This is a genomic window from Leptolyngbya sp. AS-A5, assembly GCF_039962495.1.
Lineage (GTDB): Bacteria > Cyanobacteriota > Cyanobacteriia > Leptolyngbyales > Leptolyngbyaceae > Leptolyngbya.
Window position 1 is genome coordinate 1 of sequence record NZ_JAMPLL010000053.1, and the last position, 17192, is coordinate 17192.

The following is a 17192-nucleotide window of genomic DNA, read 5'->3' on the forward strand; positions in this document are numbered from 1 at the left end:
TGACTTCAATGCCGCGATACAGCATCATTTTCTCAATGTCCCGGTAGCTCAACGGAAAGGTGTAATACAGCCAAACGCAGTAGCTAATAATTTCACCAGGGAAGCGATGACGGGAGTACATGGGCAAGCAGTCGTTCTTAAAGTTGAACTAGTACGATTATTCTACGTTCCGGTTAACCTGACAATACGGTAGGACGGCTCAGTGAGGATTTTTGGTTTATTCATCTTCCGTATTTTGAATCATTTTTACCTAAAACCCCTTCTATACAAGCATTTTAGCCATTTTTGCCCCTATCAGCCTGTGGATTTGACCCAAAACCGATCGCTTTCCGTCTTAGACTACAAATAATAACCATTATCTGTAGTTACAGTATTATTGCAGTATGAAGAGAGATTTTTAGTGAAATTCAAGCGATAGCAGAATCGTGAATGCTGTAGTGCTTATTATGGCTGAATCTTGCTGGTTTAGTATTATGCTAATTTTGCGTAAATTTCTATAGCGCAAAATGGCGAATTTCGATAAGATTGCTGCATGGTCGGGATTTGAGGTGGGTTAATTCGGTCGAGGACGTGATTACATCATGGCTCAAGCCAACCCGTAACTCATCTGTCAATTGCAAGAGCGGGAGAATCGGAGGGAACACGATGGCAGTTTCGACGTGGAAATGGACGATCGACCGATATCACCAAGCCGTAGAAGCGGGTGTGTTTGAAGGTGCGCCTGTCGAATTATTGAATGGAGAATTGGTCGAAATGTCACCCGAAGGAACCCCCCATGCAGGACTCACCGATCGTTCATCTCGATATTTACAACGGCTATTGGGGGAGCGGGCAATCGTGCGAGTCGGACATCCGATCACGCTTCCTAACAACTCAGAGCCAGAACCGGATTTAGCGATCGTCGAACCGCTCGAAGATATCTACATTGATGACCATCATCCCTACCCAGAAAATATTTTTTGGATCATCGAGTACTCGAATTCCAGCCTACAGAAGGACTTAGAAACCAAATCTAAAGTCTATGCAGCCGTCGGAATTTGTGAGTATTGGGTGATTAATCTTAAAATCAGGGAATTAAACGTTTTTCAGAATCCGATTGATGGAAAGTACGAGAAGCAATTGGTGTTGACCGAGGGGGTCATTTGTCCGCTGGCTTTCCCAGATGTTCAGATTGATGTAGCGAGATTATTGCGACGGTAAAGATTCAGCGCGACGTGGCTGTGATTCAATTGACCGACTTATGCCCAGAAAAGCACCGCAAAAATGCTACAAGTGCGCGGCACTGGCGATCGAGCAAGTGCATCAACTTCATGGCAGCCCCAAAACTGATCCACAGAATTTCGTGCGCGACCCGAAGATTGAGAGCGATCGTTGTTATGACCCAAAACTTTGTCCACCAAGGCGATCACGCCTGCGAAATTCTGAAATCAACAGTCAAAAACAAGCAATCAAGCAGCGAGAGCAAATTCTGGAACAACTGCAAATCGAGTCTCCCTATACTGACCTTGTTTATGCGGTGTTGATTGTGTATCGCGAGGGCGGATACGATTCTCCGGTTCATGCGATCGCAGGCTCAGTGTGGAAGGGGAATGAGCAGATTGTGGACATTGCTCCGGTTCACTGCGAGGGCATGACTCCAACAGTAGTCAAGGCTTATACTGCCACGCTGCTGCGTGTTCTGCACAAAGAATACGGGATTCGCAAGTTTGCGGCGCAGATTCGACGCGACCCGCAGTGTTGCCCGATTCGTCCCTGCTATTTGGAGGCAACCGGATGATTCGTCTCGATCTGTTTGAGCATCTTCAGGAGGCGATGAGCGCTCCGCAAGAGGCACAATTGCTGGATCTGTTGCACGAATTTGATGCGGTGATTGCAGCATTAGAGGATCACGCTGTGCTAGAAGTGGCAGCCGATGCCCTACTCCAACTTGCCACGATCGTTGAAGCCAAGTACGTGGGTGTAATTGAAGAAGTAAAGGCGGAAGTGCAACCGCGCCCATTCAGAGACCCGGTGGTGTCGATCGACTTTTTCGATGGTTTTGTGCGGCAATCGATGGTGGTGGAGTTCGATGAATTCATCGAGCCGATTCCTCTACTGCCATTGCCGTCTTATGTAGAAGGAGACTGGACGGCTCCCCACGACTTGCGTTCCGACTATATTTCAGAGCCAGCGATGGTGCAGGTGATTCGCGACGCGATGATTGATGACGTGGCTGTCCTGCTTGATGCGTTACCGGATCGTCAGCCACCGGTCGATATTGATGTGATCAAAGACCTTTCGCATGGAGAAGAGATTGAGGTTTGGACAACTGAACTGGTGGCGATGATGGAAAAGCTGCAACAACGCAAACGGAAGACGATTTCGTTGCTTGATCTGGTTTGCACTTTGGAGCTTTCTCGCACTCAATCAGAACGGAAAAGATGTCTAATCGATCTGTGGATGACATTTTTGCTCGGCAAACATCCTTATCAGTTACGTCGTTCTGCTCATGATTTCTACAGCCTGGTTGGAATCTGCGTGGATTATGACAAAGATCAAACTAAACCACTATGCACTTTCGATGCATAGTGGTTTAGTTAAATCTCAGCTTGGTATCTGCCGCAATTGGTTGTGTCGCAAAGATTATGAAGTGACAAACGAACGGGTCTCATTCGTATCGCCTTAAGCAATTACTCCAAAGAGTTCATTGATAAATTCTGCTTCAGATACACTGTCTCTACGAATGATTCCTTTCACCTGTCCTTTACGCATCATATTCATTGCCTCGATCCCTCGCAGTGTTCTCCTTGCTGTATTGAAGGATTGAAATCCCATCATTGGCTTCACAATTCGTTTGATGTTTCGGTGGTCTTGCTCAATGAGGTTATTCAAATACTTGCACTGCCGCAATTCGGTCTCGGCTTTCAATGTTTGATCTTGCTTTAATTCATCCATTGCTACCGGATACGCAGCATTTTTATCCACGCTGATGACTCGGGGAGTTTGAGTGTGCTTTGCTGCCAACACTTTGCGAAAAAAGCGTGCTGCCGCCTTCCCATTCCGCTTTGCACTCAGCATGAAGTCCAGGGTGTTCCCCTCAGAATCCAACGCTCGGTAAAGATACTTCCACTCCCCTTTGATCTCGATGTACGTTTCGTCCACCCTCCCTGAATCGTTGGTTGGATTTAAGAAGGGACGAATGCGTTTATCCAGTTCTGGAGCAAATTTCAAAACGAGCGCGATTAATCGTGGAATGATCCACGGCGACACCTCGCTCCGCCATCATCTCCTCCAAGTCTCGGTAGCTCAAAGAGTAACGACAATACCAGCGCACGTTCAGCAAGATGATTTCAGGCAAGAAGTGGCGCCATTTGAACAGGGAGTCAGTCGCCATTGAGAGCAAAGCTAGAGAAAATTGGGTCTTCACACCCTACCATTTTTGCGACACAACCCTTGAATGAAACGTTGAAAACCTCATCGCCCTTGAGGAGTCGAATCAAGACGATCGGTAAGCAGTACACTAAATTTGTGTTTACGGAAAACCAAGTTTAGATACAACTGAGAGCAATGTCGCAACCGATTCCTGATCCGATTTTTGTGGTTCGTAGTGCTGCTGCTCACTCCCCAGTGCCGGCGGTTACACCAACTGCGGATTTGAGAGAGTCTCGCATTGATGAATTTTTGATCGCCCGATCGCTTTCGGAAAACAGCAAGCGAGCCTATCGCCAGGACTTGAAAGCCTTCACCGATTGGACAAACGCACCCTGGGCAATGGTCAGCCCACGTCTAGTCGCCCAGTTCAAGGAACATCTACTGCGCGAGAAGAGCGGTCAGCGAGTCCTATCCGATGCGAGTGTACGACGAATCTTAGGCACGCTGAAAAACTTCTTTGGCTGGATGACGCGATCTCGCTACCTCGACTTTGACCCCACGCTAGAAATCGAGTTACCCAAGTTGCCAGAGCCAGAAGCAAGAAGTCTGCCGGATCAAGCCGTTGAAGAAATTCTGGCAGCCGCTCTCTCAGAAACCACACTACCAGAGCGCAATCTCGCAATTCTGCTGCTTCTGCTGCATGGGCTGCGAGCAAGTGAGGTGTGCAATCTCAATCAGGAAGACTATGACGGAACGCGGTTGAGAATTCGCAAAGCAAAAGCCGACAGTAAAGGCACCGTTCCGCTCAACCGGGAGGCGAGAGAGGTCGTCGATCGTTACCTCGAATGGTGCAAAGTGCAGGGACAAGCGATGAGTCCTGAAAGTCCGATGTTCGTCTCCTATTCGCCGCAAAATGCAGGAGCGCGGCTGACGTATGGCGGCATTCGTACCCTGGTAGACAAGTTGCGTGAGCGAACCGGAATTAATTTCACGTCGCATCAAGGAAGGCACACCTTTGCAACGAATCATGTTCTGATGGGCATGAACCCGCACCACATCATGACGATTATGCGCCAGAAGAACCCGATCAACTTCCGCAGATACACCAAGGCAGCAGAGCAAGCAGCGGCAGAAAACGAGTTTTATAAATTTGAGAACTGACCGACTGCAAAGATGAAGTGTGATTGTGTTCGGGAGTTGACATCAGGCGTCTTTCCAAGTTGTTCTCAGATTGCTGATCGTTTTGAAATTTTTCAAGTAATAACGACGATCGAGGCTTTCATCTCTCTCATAGATCCCTTTGCTTCGCGAGTGAATTCGACCTTAAATGGGAGCGCAAACCTCATGCTTCAGGAATGTGCCGTGAGCGCGTCAATTTGAGCCAACTGAAGTGCAAACCATTTCTTCACAAATGCTCCAGCAGATGATCGATAACTTTTGAGCCAGCTTGAGCATTAATCACCCTAAAATTGAACAAAGCTACTTCGTACGTTCATCAGAAAGCCGACTTAACTTCTTCCTCACCGAATGAATATTTCTGCTGCTCAACTCTCCGCTTGGCAAACGCCACCCGAACCTATTGCTCAGATTCTCGCTACACCCCCAAATCCGATCGTAATAATCTCACCGACACGACAGTGGCTAGTGGAATTAGAGCAACCAGAATTGTGTTCGATCTCCGAATTAGCAGAATTAGGAATCGCAATCGCTGGATTTCGGATTGATCCAAAAACTTATAGTCCTGCTCGTCAAAGCTCATACTGCAGAATGTGGATCAAGCCGCTGGCAACGGGAATTCGGCAAGTGGTCGAGTTACCAGAAGATGCTCAAGTTAATTACATCACCTGGTCACCAGATGGGCAGAAGATTGCTTTCACGCTGAAGCAATCGGACGGGTTAGAACTGTGGGCAATGGATCTCGCTACTGGAAAACCCTGGCAAGTGACAGAGGCGATTCTAAATACAACGTATGGAATGCCGTATCGCTGGCAATCCAACGAAGCGTTTTTGTGCAAGGTAGTTCCGGCTGATCGTCTGGAGCCACCGCAGCCTTTAATCGTTCCAACTGCACCCAGAATTGAGGAAAACTTAGGACGAAAAACACCTGCCCGGACTTACACCAATCTGCTCACGAATGCTTATGATGAAGCGTTATTTGAATACTATCTCACGTCAGCACTGGAGCGCGTTCACTTGACCGGAGAACGAGAACTGCTGGTTGCTCCGAGTTTAATTGATGAAGCAAGACCTTCTCCGGATGGGCGATATATTCTTCTGACGACGCTGCATCAGCCGTTTTCCTACCAGGTTCCAACAACACGATTTCCAAAAAAGATTCAAATCCTCGATGCAACCGGAACCATGCTTCGGGAACTGGCAGATTTGCCTTTAGATGATCAGAGATCGATTAAATTCGATGCGGTTCGACCCGGATTTAGAGGCATCAGTTGGCGCAGCGATCGTCCTGCAACACTCTTTTGGCTTGAAGCATTAGACGGCGGAGATCCGACACGCGATGTCTTTCATCGTGATGCTTGGATGACGTTAGAAGCTCCGTTCACAGGAGCGCCGCGAGAGATTTGGCGATCGCAGTATCGGTACCACCGCATTCGATGGGGTCGAGAAGATGTGGCATTGGCTTGGGAGCAGGAGTATGATTCTCGACGCATTCGATTGTGGCGAATTGCTCCGGATCAATCTCAACCCCCAATGCTGCTCGTCGATCGTAGCTTTGAAGATAAATATCAGGATGAGGGCTTGCCGTTGATGACACTCGGCAAATTTGGTCGGCAGATCCTACTGTTTACACCAGATCATCAAAGCATCTATCTCAGTGGTCAAGGTGCTTCACCGCAAGGTGTTTATCCATTTCTCGATCGCATGACGCTTTCAACTGGAACTACCAAACGACTTTGGCAATGTCAAGATCCTTATCTCGAAAGTGTTCTAGCGGTGTTAGATGCAGATGCTCAAAGCTTTATCACGCGGCGGCAATCAAAAACAGAGCCACCGAATTATTTTCTCTACCGCGATCGACGGGTTGCGGCGTTAACCGATTATCCTGATCCAGCTCCTCAGTTCGCGGGCGTTCAAAAAGAATTGGTGCAGTATCAGCGATCAGACGGAGTTGATCTTTCAGCCAAGCTCTATCTGCCCGCAGGCTATGATCTTCAGCGCGATGGACCGTTACCGATCGTCTTTTGGGTGTATCCCGCAGAATTCAAAAGTCGGGAAACCGCAGGGCAGATTACCACTTCAGACAACAATTTTAGTTGTCCAAGTCGGGCATCGGTGCTATTCCTGCTAACGCAAGGATACGCCGTGCTAAACGATCCGAAGTTACCGATTATCGGAGAAGGGAATGCTGAGCCGAACGATACTTATGTCGAGCAGTTAATTGCAGGTGCAGAAGCGGCGATCGACTATGTCGTCAGTCGAGGAGTGGCGACCCGCGATTGCATCGGAATTGGGGGACATTCTTACGGTGCGTTTACCACCGCAAATTTACTCGCTCATACACGGCTATTCAAAATGGGAATTGCCCGTAGTGGAGCTTATAACCGTACACTCACACCTTTTGGCTTTCAGGGTGAGCAGCGCAACTTTTGGGAGGCAACTGAAACTTATCAACGTATGGCTCCCTTTACCTATGCCGCGCAAATTGAAGTACCTTTACTCCTGATTCATGGTGAGCACGATAGTAATCCCGGAACTTATCCAATACAAACTGAGCGGCTATTTGAAGCACTGAAGGGACTAGGCGCAACGGTGCGGTGGGTGCAATTGCCGTTTGAGGATCATGGATATCGATCAAAAGAAGGAATCGGACATACGCTTTGGGAGATGGTGCGGTGGTGTAATTTGTATTTGAAAGCGCGAGATTGAGCGAACAAGAAACTTGTTTTGACTTACTTATTAGGTGTAGAAACCTAATCCGAAATCGTCACGAAGAACTGAATGACAAGAATCTCGAGTGCGAATACCGGTATTCGCACTTTACAAGTTCGGAAAAATTTGCAAAGGACTGGATCGAATTTCGCGCTTTGCCAGTATCATCTATTGGAAAGACTTGAGCGGTAACTGTTCTGCTGTAAACCAGAAACCTTCGACAGCAAGAGCAAAAAGACCGCGCTTCAACAGAATTTAAGCATTGCTGTTTTCCAACTAATCCTATGCCTGCCTCAACCACGTCTCGGAAGAAAACAAAAGCTTCAGCCAGTTCACCTGCTACTCAAGCGACAATCACACCACTCTTGGTATCGATCCTCAATCAAAAAGGCGGTGTTGGAAAAACGACAATCGCGGTTAATCTGTCGTATGCTCTCGCACAGCGAGGTATCGAGACTATCTTGATTGATGGTGATCCAAACCGGAGTACCCTCGTTGGAGCAAGATCAATTGCTTATAGCGAAACGGTTCCCTTACGAGTCATGAGCGAAACTGCATCCGTTGGGCAAACGGGCAACTGTCGTCACTTCTTCGTTGATACCAAAGCCAGACCTGAGCCCATTGATCTCGAAGAGATTGTGCAGCGGTCAACTTTAATCTTGATCCCCAGTTCGACCAAGCAAGACGAACTGCGCGTGACTGGATCTACAGTAAAACTCTTAGATTCGGTAGGCAGTAAAAAGCATCGTGTGGTATTAAACCGAGTGCATCCGAACAATCGGGAGGAAACGCTTTCTAGCTTTAAAAAGGGGCTGAGAGCGCAAGGCATTCCGGTGTTTGAATCAGTGATTCGCGATTACGCAATTTATGATGAAGCGTTTGGTCGTGGCGTATCCGTCGGGCAGCTCCGAGGAAAAACCGCAGAAAAAGCATGGACAGATATTCAACAATTGCTAGAGGAGATTCTGAATGGCTAATCGGCTTGCAGCAGCACTGCAAAATATTGGTTCAATGATGCCCACAGCAGACCTCGACAACCTGCCTGCTCCAAAATCTGAATCAAATCGCAGTGAATCCGTTGTCCGACTGCGGGTTTCTGACATCGAAGTGAGTGATCGCGTTCGTCAATCACACGATGAAATTCTGATTCAGTCTTTTGTCAGGACATTTCGCAAATCTGGCTTTCGAGGAGTCCTCTGGGTACGTCCTACTCAGCAGGGACGTTACAAGCTGATTGCGGGAGGAACTCGTTATCTCGCGGCACAGCAAGCCAAGATTGAATGGGTAGATGCCTTAATTTTTGAGGTAGACGAAGGCGAAGCGCTGGATCTTGAACTTGAAGAGAATTTGAAACGACGGGATTTCAATGACTTAGAAACAGTTCATGGCATCCTGCGATCGCTAGAGCTTGAGTTATCTCTTCCCCGTGAACAAATCATCGCCCTATTCAACTGGAATTCTCGTAACCGTCAACCAGATGGAACGCATCGTCCTCCCCGAACTGATAGCGTTCTCGCCTCGATTCCACTCGATCAGCTTGAGATGCACTGGTCGATCGTAGAGCGCAAATTTGAGCGCTTAGGACGCTATAGCCCCGAAGGATTCCGAGCGAATTTTTTGCCCTTATTAAAACTTTCCCCTTCAATTCAAACCGCGATTATACAAGGAAAAATTGAAGGCTCAAAAGCACGATTGTTCTCCCGTATCACCGATGAAAAGACGCGGGATAAGCTGCTCGAACAAGCAATTGCGGGAGAGTGGTCGCGTGAGCAAATCGCCGAAACCGTCAAAGATTGGCGAGAACAGCATGACCCAAAACGAGCAGATCAAGAAGAATTAGAATTTTCGAGCCGCATCAAGTCCGTGTTGCAGCGTCTGTCAAAAACAGCGTTAACAGGACGATCGCGCGCTAAAGCGGAAAGACTGCTGAAGGAGTTAGAGTCACTACTGGAATCTTAGTGGAAATTGATGTGCATCATAGGGGAATTACTGTCTTGAGATGAGCGCTACAATTAGCCCAAAGCTTACTGGAGCTAAGTCCCTGACTGAATCAAAATTTCCTTGGTATGGTGAAGCGTAGGCGGAAGCAAACAGGCACTCAAATTGGCGTGATTTCTGACACGCATGGCTTGCTGCGTCCGGAGGCAGTCGAAGCACTGATAAATTCCGCTCTCATTCTCCATGCGGGAGATATCGGTAAGCCAGAAATCCTGGAAGAACTCGGTACTATTGCTCCGGTGGTTGCGATACGCGGTAATAATGACACTGAAGCATGGGCACAGACTATTCCAGAATCAAAGACAATTGCTATTGATCAAGTTTCAATTCACTTAATCCACATCCTCAAGAATCTCAAGCTAGAACCAAAATTTGAGAACATTCGCGTTGTCATTAGCGGGCACTCGCACAAGCCCAGCGTCGAAGTTCGGGAAGGAGTGCTGTTCATAAATCCAGGAAGCGCAGGACCAAGACGATTTAAGTTGCCAGTCTCTGTCGCCCGTTTAGTCGTTCAGGAGACAACCGTTCACGCGGAAATTATCTATCTGTTGGAAAGTGAGAATACTGGTATTCGCGCTTCTAGTTAAGCAGCATGGTTGTGTCGCAAAAATGGTAGGGTGTGAAGACCCAATTTTCTCTAGCTTTGCTCTCAATGGCGACTGACTCCCTGTTCAAATGGCGCCACTTCTTGCCTGAAATCATCTTGCTGAACGTGCGCTGGTATTGTCGTTACTCTTTGAGCTACCGAGACTTGGAGGAGATGATGGCGGAGCGAGGTGTCGCCGTGGATCATTCCACGATTAATCGCGCTCGTTTTGAAATTTGCTCCAGAACTGGATAAACGCATTCGTCCCTTCTTAAATCCAACCAACGATTCAGGGAGGGTGGACGAAACGTACATCGAGATCAAAGCGATTCTCTTCAATAATCTTTTTCCGAAGCTCCACATGCGCCCGGCTCGACCCAAACAGCACCCCATCGGGCACAATCACCGCACACCGTCCCCCCATTTCCAGCACCCGCAAAATCAGATGCAGAAACAGCAACTCTGTTTTCTTCACCTTCGAGGGCAGCTTCTCATGAATATCCGACTCGTCCATCTTGCCCTTAAACGGCGGATTCATCAGCACCACATCCAGCGATCGCTCATCGTCAAACCCTTTAGAGAGCGTATCCTTATAAAAAAATCGCGGTCGCTGAATTCCGTGCAGCATCAAATTCATCGAGCCAATTCGCAGCATCGTCATGCCCGAATCATTGTCATAAGCCGTAAATGCTTTTGTCTGCAAAAACTGCCGCTCCTCATCCGACAAGCGATCTCCCACTAAATGCTGATAGCCCTTCTCGTCATACAAAATCTCCGGACTCGTATACTTCTCCAGAATGTACTCATAGGCGTTCACCAAAAAGCCACAAGTCCCTGTCACTGTCGCGACCCGGAAATGGTCTTGACATTTAATACTCACTCTCGCCCGCGCCATAATCTTTAGTACAAAGGCGAATAAAAGCGGATGCGCCTCTTTAGCTTGGTAGAAATCCGAGGCGGCGATGAAACTGAAACGGGTTTCAGCGTGAGAGCGTGGAAGCAAGATTTTTACCAACATAGCGGCTTTTTAGCTTTCCATCTTCGCGCCAGTAGACATACCAATATGGTCCGTGCAGTTCTCCATTCGCGCCTGCACACTTGCACTTTGCCTTTCCACAGCGCACTTGTTCTAACTGATAGAGCCGATTATCAATCCACTGCACCTCAATCACTTCCCGCCCCTTTCAAGAGGCTGGCGCAATTGTCTCTGTTTGCTCCTCTAACTCCTGAATCACCTTCTCAAATTCACGCTGCAATTTCTTTGCCTGCTTTAACGTAAGCTTGCAGAAAGCTGCGCGAATTTGAGAGAGGGATAGATGCTGCGACATAAATCTTATGTACAAAGATTGCTTCTTATGTACACTCGTTAGGTTCTTATGTAATACAAATTGACGAGTGTACATAAGAAGCATTTGATTATTGTAGAACGATCGCAGTCCCCAATCGCGCCCAGTTTGTTAGCTCTTTTCTTATGTACAGCACAATATCGGCTTGTACATAAGAAATCTAGGATTGCTATAAATCCTTTGTTTCAGCTTTCTTCTGCTTTACAGCCGCAAGATTCAAGGTGAATTTGCTTGACGCATTTAACATAGTTCTAGCTGATTGCTGTTTTAAAGCAGCTAGAACTATTTTGCAGCAGATTACACTGCACCGTTTGATCGCTCACTCCATCTCAAGCTTCATATTCTAAAGTTGCGAATTTCAGCCTAAACGTACAGCTAGAACCTACACGAAGTCTGCTAATGCTCCAGTTTTTCTTGTGTACGAATCGGAATATTGAGGTCATACATAAGACTATTTGAGGCAGCGACTCACTATCGGTCCGCTCTCAGAAGCCGCGATCGCACTCGATATAAATCTACATTTCCCCGTTCTGCTTCAGCCCTCGCAGTTCTGCTTGCAGCATTGCAATCTCATTTTTCAAATCTGCATAGGTCTGAAGATGTTCGTACCCATCCAGTGTCACTGCCTCAAAATCGAGAAACTGTGCCAGCGCTAACTCGATTACCTGGTTCGGGGTCAACCCATTGGCAACTCCGTAGTCGCGAATCGCCGACACGACCTGAGTATCGAGCAGATCCGTCAATTCAACATCCGCAGGAATTGTAAACGATCGCACTGCCACCATAGCTGCCATCTCCGCAAGCGAGTAGACTTTCCGATTAAACTCTGGTCTTAACGTAAAAATGACGAGAGCTTCCATTACTTCTAATAATGGCAGATAATTTCCAGAAATGGAAACGACCGCAATCCGCACATCAGGCGCAGCATAGCCTGCAAAAAATAGATCGACAAACACTTCGTGTCGTGCTTTAAAGCGTTTCCGAATGTTCGTACTCTTGCCAACATACAGCACTCGTCCGTCTCGATGCTTGAAGGCGTATAAACCAGGAGTCGCTGGGAGGTTATGCCCGTCTCGGCTCCCTTCGTAACATGACTCAAACGCGATGCAATTGAAAGAGTAGCAGACTTGTGAGACTTTTTTCTGCGCGATCGTCAGCGCACCAGAAAGTTTATCAGGCAATGAAGGATGAGTCACTCGAAGTTTTGCAATTGAGGATTGGGAAGCTACTGGTTGACTAGAAGAACTCACTTCTAAGCCATAGTTTCTGAATATTCAAGTGTACTATTGTCGCATGGGGAAGCCGCTCAACTGCATTCGATTTTAACGTTTGGTGAACTACCAGACACCGACCGCTAGGCGGTACGGAGCTGGCTTCCCAATTCATCAGCAATTGCCTCTGCGGTCGTAGACTTGCGCCCATACCGCTTTGATCCTACATTGCCTCCAAGGGCAGAAGCGCTGGTTCCCAACGCCAAAATCCGCAAGCCTTCATTTCTGATATTAATTGCCGCATTCACATCTCTGTCATGATGCACCTTGCAATGCGGACAGAGGAATGAGCGGACTGAGAGATCCATCTTTGGAATCGGTAGCAGCGTTGCATTGCAGAGATGTGAGGACGGGAAGAATCGACTGATTTCGAGGTAGATCTTACCGTCTTGCTCTGCTTTGTACTTCAGCATGGTCTGAAACATCCCCCAACCCGCATCGCTGATAGATTTGGCTAGGTTGTGATTCTTGACCATGTTTTTCACTGCTAGATCTTCCACCACAATCACTTGGTTTTCGTTCACTATCTTGCGGGATAGCTTGTGCAGGAAGTCTTCTCTCACTCTTGAGATTTTGCTATGCACTTTCGCGAGTGCAAGCTTAGCTTTACGCCGTTTATTGATCGTCTTGTCTCTTTTACGAGCAAGCTTTCTTTGCTTCCGTTTCAGGTTGCACTCATGCTTCTTGAGATGTTTCGGATTGTTGAATTTAGAGCCGTCAGAAGTCACGGCAAAATCAATCAATCCCAAGTCAATCCCAACGGCTTTACCCTCACTGCTTGATTCTTGCTTGGTTGTCCCATCGTCAAACAGCAATGACGCATAGTACCGACCATCCGGCATTTTCGACACGGTAACAGTCTTGAGTTTTCCAACACAATCCCGATGAATCTTTGCTTTCATCGTTCCAAGCTTGCCAGGGAATTTAATCTCAGACTCGCCCAGAATTTTGACATTTGCTGGATACTGAATCGACTGCCGACCATACCGATTTTTAAAGGTGGGATAACCTGTCCGACCATCAAAGAAGTTGCCGAACGCCGTCCCCAAGTTCAAAACAGATTGCTGCAAACATTGGGAATAGCACTCAGAAAGCCACTCATACTCTTTCTTCCAAACGGGAAGCAGCTTCTTCATATCCATTGCTGAAACACCACGTCCTGTCTGTTTGTACGTTTGAGACATGATGGCAAGTGACTGATTCCAAACCCATCTGCAACACCCGAACGCCTGAGCAAGATGAACTTGCTGGGCATCAGTTGGATAGATTCGGACTTTGACCGCTTTCAGCATGAATAATTAGAGTGGATTGATAATCACTCTAATGTAGTTTGAGTACCTGTGTTTGCTTCGTTTTTGGGAGATTGGCGGTTCCTCATCGATGCCAAGTCCTCGTACAGCTACGCTGCACATTGTTCAAAGCATCAACTCGTCAACGCCCTGGCTCTCATCCCGACGCTCCCCTTCGGGAGAGCGCGGGGCTTCCCGCCGAATTAGCTAAAGCGCTGTGATTCTTGTTTTTTCTTTCGATTGCAGCCTCTTAGAGATCATTTAACGACAGCGATCGTAAGGAGATGTATTCATTTGCTTTTAGAGTGCATTGCGCCGTAAATTACGTCAATAGTGAATTATATGCACCCTAAATCGATTGCAAGCTTTCATCTAGCCTTTACTTTTCCTAAATAGAAGAAATGATGGGTATCCCCTGACCGAAACCGCAAATAAGCATAAGGACCACAATTGTTGATCATTTTCAATTCAATACTTCCTCTAGAGCCGCGTGCCCCCGTTTTTAGGACTTTCTCTTCTCGCTTCACGTCCCACTCATCAGGCTCTGCTGTCAAGCGTTGCGCTTCTTCAGTGATCAATACGTCTAGTGCCTCGCGCAAGTACTTCATTTCTTCCAAGCCAAGTGAGTAGCAGTCTTGAAGGATGCTTTCTACGGTAGGGTTATCCTGTTTGCGCCTTTTTCGAGACATATTAAATTAAAGTTTTAATTTAGGGTGCGATTAAGAGTGAAATTGTTGCTCCAGCAAGGAGAATGTCCCCTAAAAAACAAATTTGCTCGAACGATTTAGGGTGCATAACTCTGGATATATTGAGAGTTCAAGAAGCTAATGCACCCTAAAAAGAAATCAGTAGATTTCTTTGAAAAGCTCATAATTCCAGCAGAACTCGAATTTGTGTTTGATGTTTTGGCTGGATAACGCGCTCACCTTTAATCCAGCGGGTAATCAGAGAGCGATCGACTCCCAACTCTTTTGCCAATTTTGCTTTAGACCATCCTTTTGCATCTAGTGCGATCGCAAGTTCCGCACCTGTAAGCTCTGGAATTCGTTCTAATAGATTGTCTGAAGCAGTTGGCAAGTCCGCAGTGCGTTGAGAATTGGACGCTCGAACTGAGCCTAACTTCTCCTGAATCAGAACGGTAGGCTTAATAATCACGATCGCTTTGAGCCAAAGCGTTAACCAATTCCGAGGGCGAGTTCGCGTCGGCTCAGACTCATCTGTCAAACTCCATTCTGGGCGAATACACTCAGGGTAAGTCTCATTGTCAAATTCAATCTGCCAGCCTAATTCGTGTAGCGTTAGAAGTGCGTTGTCCCATTGTGCAATCAATGCACTCCGGCGCTGTTTACTCTGCTGAACGACTGTCATCAGCTCTTTTGGTTCTAAGCGCTCCAGCAATGTTCCAACTTCGTACCGTCCATCTTGCCGAATCCGGCTCATAATTGTTAGAAAGATTGCCAGCTTAGACGCTAGCCGTTGACGATATGGATTGATTTGTAGTGTACTCTTCGCCAAATACCCATACTGGCAAAGGGCGTTCTTTCCACTCAAATCCCTAGAGTTCAGAAACTTCTCCGTCCAACTGCCAGGGCGAACTTTAATATACAACTCATCTGGATCACCCGCTTCGTAGCTCAGAGCGCTAGGATTCTTGGCATCGACGGTAAGTGCAAGTTGCCCTGAATATTCTAATTCTTCAAGCAGCCACATCGCGCCCCTAGCTACGTTATATCGATTCGCTCCAACATTGATGTTGTTAATCAACACCGATAAGCTACAAACCAACTCTACCAAGTTGCCAATTTTTTTTAGTTTTTGCCCTAGTGTGATGTCTGTTCGCTTGTCCCATCCAAACAAACGGATCAAGTCTGTTCCTTTTAATCGAATTTGCTGCTCCCAGGGTTTTTCTGAGTCAGTCGCATAGGAAGAGAAAATGAGAAGGACATAGGCTGCTTCTGGTCCAAACTGCTGAATAATTTCCCAGGCTGCTTTGCCTGGCACTAATTCTATCTGTTGGTTCGATGGGCTTTGACGCACGATGTTGTGCTGAATGAATCCTTCACCGACTAGTTTCTTCCAGTATGGATATTCTCCGTCTTCCCATTGATTATTAATTAGTGCTTGTGCGCCAGTCAAAATGGGATACCCTGTGGCAACTCGTTCAATTTCATGGTCCTTAAAGAGTGCGGGATCAGTTATTGAAGTGTCAGGAGATCGAATTCCCAATAGTTTCTCAAGGTCTTCGATCGAGAACGACGACCAATCTAAATGTCTAAGCCATTCGCTAGCAGTATAAAAGGCACAGGCACTAATCACGACTGATTCACGCCAAGCCTCTTCTTCCGGTAGTGCTGAATCAGCTTCTACAGATAAAACGCCCGGAATCGAGCAGTCCACTGGCATTCGTGACTCTACTGCCCATTGCTCAAGTCGAACCGTAATCCAATGCGCTGTTTGCTCCCAAAACGAGGCTTGCTTCAAAACAGATTTGAATAGCTTCTCCAACCGAGTAATGGATTGCTTTTGCAATGCGCCAATTTTTTCGGTTTCATTGTAGAGATTGATAAGTTCTGAGTCGCCTTTTACTTGCGACCGAAGTTGTCGCAATCGGTACTGATTAATCCCCGTTGCAACGTGAACCAAAATCAGGTTTAAGAAGGACTTACCAGAACGCAATTTTTCCGCATACTGATGCACTCGCTCAGATGAAATCATGCTATGAGCATCATTTGTTACATCCTCTATTTCTCCTGAGACGGAACCCTGCGGAATGTCTTTATGAAGCTCTTGTTCTGACATAGATTGCAAAGCAGAACCGTCCTTGTCCGGTCTTGCTGACTTAGATTGAGACGATTTAGTGTTTCTTTGCTTCACTGCGCTCACCAGCATGATTCGATTTGCCAATAGCATTTGAGAACTCGAATCAGTATACCTGTAGAGACCACAGCACAGGATTATGACATTCGCGCTGTCAACAAAACCATCTTGTCAACAACGGTCCTGTCAGTCTACAAATTCTGAGCTAAAGGCAGGACAATGCTTTACTCAACTGAGGCGTTAGAGTTGCCGTTGACAACATTTCTAGAATCACATGACTAACTTTCTAGAATGCGATGACCTGAGGGTGAAGATTATTTTGCCTTAAACCTTGATTTACCTTGAGTGAAGCCAATTACTGTCAACACGCTCGCGCTATAACCAGTCACTTGTTGAACAAATTCTTCATAAAACTTAGCAATTTCAGTTTTGTTGACAATGTTGACTCAAGTTCTAGAATCGCTTGACCAAAGCGCAGAACGATTAGAATATGCAGCCGAATGACGATTTGTTGAAAAAATTAATGGCGTGCTGGTATTGTCAACTTAACCGGAGATGTTCAAAATTGAGCACAATTATCCCGCAATCGCTAGGTTCGCTCAATTTACGCAGCAGTTTGCAAGCAAGCGACTTCTCGCCAATCTTG

15 protein-coding genes and 2 pseudogenes are annotated in these 17192 nt (G+C 46.9%); 9 read left to right on the top strand and 8 right to left on the bottom strand.

The annotated features are described in order from the left end of the window. A pseudogene (locus tag NC980_RS24895) lies at positions 1-121 on the bottom strand (IS6 family transposase); the annotation flags it as partial. Positions 122-645: 524 nt separating this feature from the next. Here NC980_RS24895 and NC980_RS24900 point away from each other — a divergent pair. Genes NC980_RS24900 through NC980_RS24910 form a run of 3 tightly spaced genes read left to right on the top strand, consistent with a single transcriptional unit; the run spans position 646 to position 2568 of the window. Further along, on the top strand, positions 646-1200 hold the full coding sequence (locus NC980_RS24900) for a Uma2 family endonuclease (RefSeq protein WP_190379184.1): 555 nt from the start codon (positions 646-648) through the stop codon (positions 1198-1200). A 40-nt stretch (positions 1201-1240) separates the two neighbouring features. Further along, the gene (locus NC980_RS24905) at positions 1241-1777 is read left to right on the top strand and encodes a hypothetical protein (RefSeq protein WP_190379185.1); all 537 of its coding nucleotides are present in this window, start codon (positions 1241-1243) and stop codon (positions 1775-1777) included. Beyond that, positions 1774-2568, top strand: coding sequence for a hypothetical protein (locus NC980_RS24910; protein ID WP_190379186.1), 795 nt, complete (start codon positions 1774-1776; stop codon positions 2566-2568). Before NC980_RS24905 ends, NC980_RS24910 begins: the two co-directional genes overlap by 4 nt. 93 nt (positions 2569-2661) lie before the next feature. Here NC980_RS24910 and NC980_RS24915 read toward each other — a convergent pair. Further along, positions 2662-3373, bottom strand: a protein-coding gene (locus NC980_RS24915; RefSeq protein ID WP_242027181.1) for an IS6 family transposase whose coding sequence is annotated in 2 segments (ribosomal slippage) — positions 2662-3216 and positions 3218-3373 — 711 coding nt in all. Because the reading frame shifts where the segments join, the coding sequence is not laid out codon by codon here. Positions 3374-3546: 173 nt separating this feature from the next. Between NC980_RS24915 and NC980_RS24920 the strand changes: the two genes are divergently transcribed. From NC980_RS24920 to NC980_RS24945, 6 genes and pseudogenes are all read left to right on the top strand, one after another. After that, a complete protein-coding gene (locus NC980_RS24920; protein ID WP_190379187.1) occupies positions 3547-4512 on the top strand; it encodes a tyrosine-type recombinase/integrase in 966 nt (321 codons plus the stop codon). Positions 4513-4878: 366 nt separating this feature from the next. Then, positions 4879-7236 carry a prolyl oligopeptidase family serine peptidase gene (locus NC980_RS24925; protein ID WP_190379188.1) on the top strand — a complete coding sequence of 786 codons (2358 nt, stop codon included), beginning with the start codon at positions 4879-4881 and terminating at the stop codon, positions 7234-7236. A 287-nt stretch (positions 7237-7523) separates the two neighbouring features. Further along, positions 7524-8216, top strand: coding sequence for a ParA family protein (locus NC980_RS24930; protein ID WP_190379189.1), 693 nt, complete (start codon positions 7524-7526; stop codon positions 8214-8216). Further along, entirely contained in the window at positions 8209-9198 is a 990-nt protein-coding gene (locus NC980_RS24935; RefSeq protein ID WP_190379190.1) for a ParB/RepB/Spo0J family partition protein, read from the top strand. Before NC980_RS24930 ends, NC980_RS24935 begins: the two co-directional genes overlap by 8 nt. A gap of 107 nt (positions 9199-9305) precedes the next feature. Beyond that, positions 9306-9824: a metallophosphoesterase family protein gene (locus NC980_RS24940; protein ID WP_190379191.1), complete on the top strand. Its 519-nt coding sequence runs from the start codon at positions 9306-9308 to the stop codon at positions 9822-9824. A gap of 65 nt (positions 9825-9889) precedes the next feature. Then, positions 9890-10148 (top strand): annotated as a pseudogene (locus NC980_RS24945) (IS6 family transposase); the annotation flags it as partial. On the opposite strand, the gene NC980_RS24950 reads toward NC980_RS24945, so the two are convergent. The 6 genes from NC980_RS24950 to NC980_RS24975 all read right to left on the bottom strand — a co-directional run bounded on the left by NC980_RS24950 (position 10113) and on the right by NC980_RS24975 (position 16639). Next, positions 10113-10841 carry an N-6 DNA methylase gene (locus NC980_RS24950; RefSeq protein WP_199298740.1) on the bottom strand — a complete coding sequence of 243 codons (729 nt, stop codon included), beginning with the start codon at positions 10839-10841 and terminating at the stop codon, positions 10113-10115. The pseudogene NC980_RS24945 and the gene NC980_RS24950 sit on opposite strands and share 36 nt — an antisense overlap. Then, positions 10804-10986 (bottom strand): DUF6788 family protein, encoded by a 183-nt coding sequence (locus NC980_RS24955; protein ID WP_190379192.1) that lies wholly within the window; start codon positions 10984-10986, stop codon positions 10804-10806. The genes NC980_RS24950 and NC980_RS24955 overlap by 38 nt, the downstream gene beginning before the upstream one ends. 698 nt (positions 10987-11684) lie before the next feature. Then, the gene (locus NC980_RS24960) at positions 11685-12365 is read right to left on the bottom strand and encodes a hypothetical protein (RefSeq protein WP_190379193.1); all 681 of its coding nucleotides are present in this window, start codon (positions 12363-12365) and stop codon (positions 11685-11687) included. Between the two features lie 158 nt (positions 12366-12523). Next, positions 12524-13732, bottom strand: coding sequence for an RNA-guided endonuclease TnpB family protein (locus tag NC980_RS24965; protein ID WP_190379194.1), 1209 nt, complete (start codon positions 13730-13732; stop codon positions 12524-12526). Between the two features lie 365 nt (positions 13733-14097). Next, on the bottom strand, positions 14098-14337 hold the full coding sequence (locus tag NC980_RS24970) for a hypothetical protein (RefSeq protein ID WP_199298741.1): 240 nt from the start codon (positions 14335-14337) through the stop codon (positions 14098-14100). 259 nt (positions 14338-14596) lie between these two features. After that, on the bottom strand, positions 14597-16639 hold the full coding sequence (locus NC980_RS24975; protein ID WP_190379196.1) for a helix-turn-helix transcriptional regulator: 2043 nt from the start codon (positions 16637-16639) through the stop codon (positions 14597-14599). Positions 16640-17192 lie beyond the last annotated feature (553 nt).